This window comes from Arenibacter sp. F20364, from assembly GCF_023015905.1.
Classification (GTDB): Bacteria; Bacteroidota; Bacteroidia; order Flavobacteriales; family Flavobacteriaceae; genus Arenibacter.
The window spans coordinates 1-725 of the sequence record NZ_JALKBD010000135.1; the positions used below are offsets into that span (position 1 = coordinate 1).

General features: G+C 55.0%; 1 protein-coding gene. It reads left to right on the plus strand.

Annotated elements, in window-relative coordinates:
• The coding region (locus tag MWU84_RS24040) for a thrombospondin type 3 repeat-containing protein (RefSeq protein ID WP_246906572.1) at positions 1-725 on the plus strand (725 nt) is incomplete at both ends.

Sequence of the window (725 nt, forward strand, 5' to 3'; positions counted from 1 at the left end):
AATGCCGATGAGGACGATGACAACGATGGCACGCCGGATGATAGGGATGCATTTCCAAAAGACCCGGAAGAGGATACGGACACCGATGGGGACGGCACCGGGGACAATGCCGATGAGGACGATGACAACGATGGCACCCCGGATGATAGGGATGCGTTTCCAAAAGACCCGGAAGAGGATACGGACACCGATGGGGACGGTACCGGGGACAATGCCGATGAGGACGATGACAATGATGGTACTCCGGATGATAAGGATGCGTTTCCAAAAGACCCGGAAGAGGATATGGACACCGATGGGGACGGTACCGGGGACAATGCCGATGAGGACGATGATAATGATGGTACTCCGGATGATAGGGATGCATTTCCAAAAGACCCGGAAGAGGATACGGACACCGATGGGGACGGTACCGGGGATAATGGCGATGAGGATGATGACAATGATGGCACCCCGGATAATAAGGATGCGTTTCCAAAAGACCCGGAAGAGGATACGGACACCGATGGGGACGGTACCGGGGATAATGGCGATGAGGACGATGACAACGATGGCATGCCGGACGATAAGGATGCGTTTCCAAAAGACCCGGAAGAGGATACCGATACCGATGGGGACGGTACCGGAGATAATGCCGATGAGGACGATGACAACGATGGCACGCCGGATGATAGGGATGCATTTCCAAAAGACCCGGAAGAGGATACGGACACCGATGGGGACGG